Source organism: Psychromonas arctica, from assembly GCF_038155225.1.
In the GTDB taxonomy this organism is placed as follows: Bacteria; Pseudomonadota; Gammaproteobacteria; order Enterobacterales; family Psychromonadaceae; genus Psychromonas; species Psychromonas arctica_B.
On sequence record NZ_JBAKBA010000300.1, the window covers coordinates 1 to 219 of the forward strand.

Annotated in this window: 1 protein-coding gene; it reads left to right on the forward strand. The window is 26.9% G+C overall.

The annotated features are described in order from the left end of the window. On the forward strand, positions 1-219 hold a 219-nt coding region (locus V6255_RS18615; protein ID WP_341629445.1), incomplete at both ends, for a MarC family protein.

The following is a 219-nucleotide window of genomic DNA, read 5'->3' on the forward strand; positions in this document are numbered from 1 at the left end:
GATGGATGTTACATTTCCAATATTCTCAACTGGTTTTTTAAGCTTTTTTATTTTAGATCCACTTGGCAATGTGCCTATATTATTAAGTATTTTAAAAAATATAGATAAGCAGAAGCAGTCGAAAATAATTATTCGAGAAATGTTAATTGGGTTATTAATTTTGATTGTTTTCGTGTTTTTTGGAGAGCAATTTTTAAGTCTATTTCACTTACAAACTCA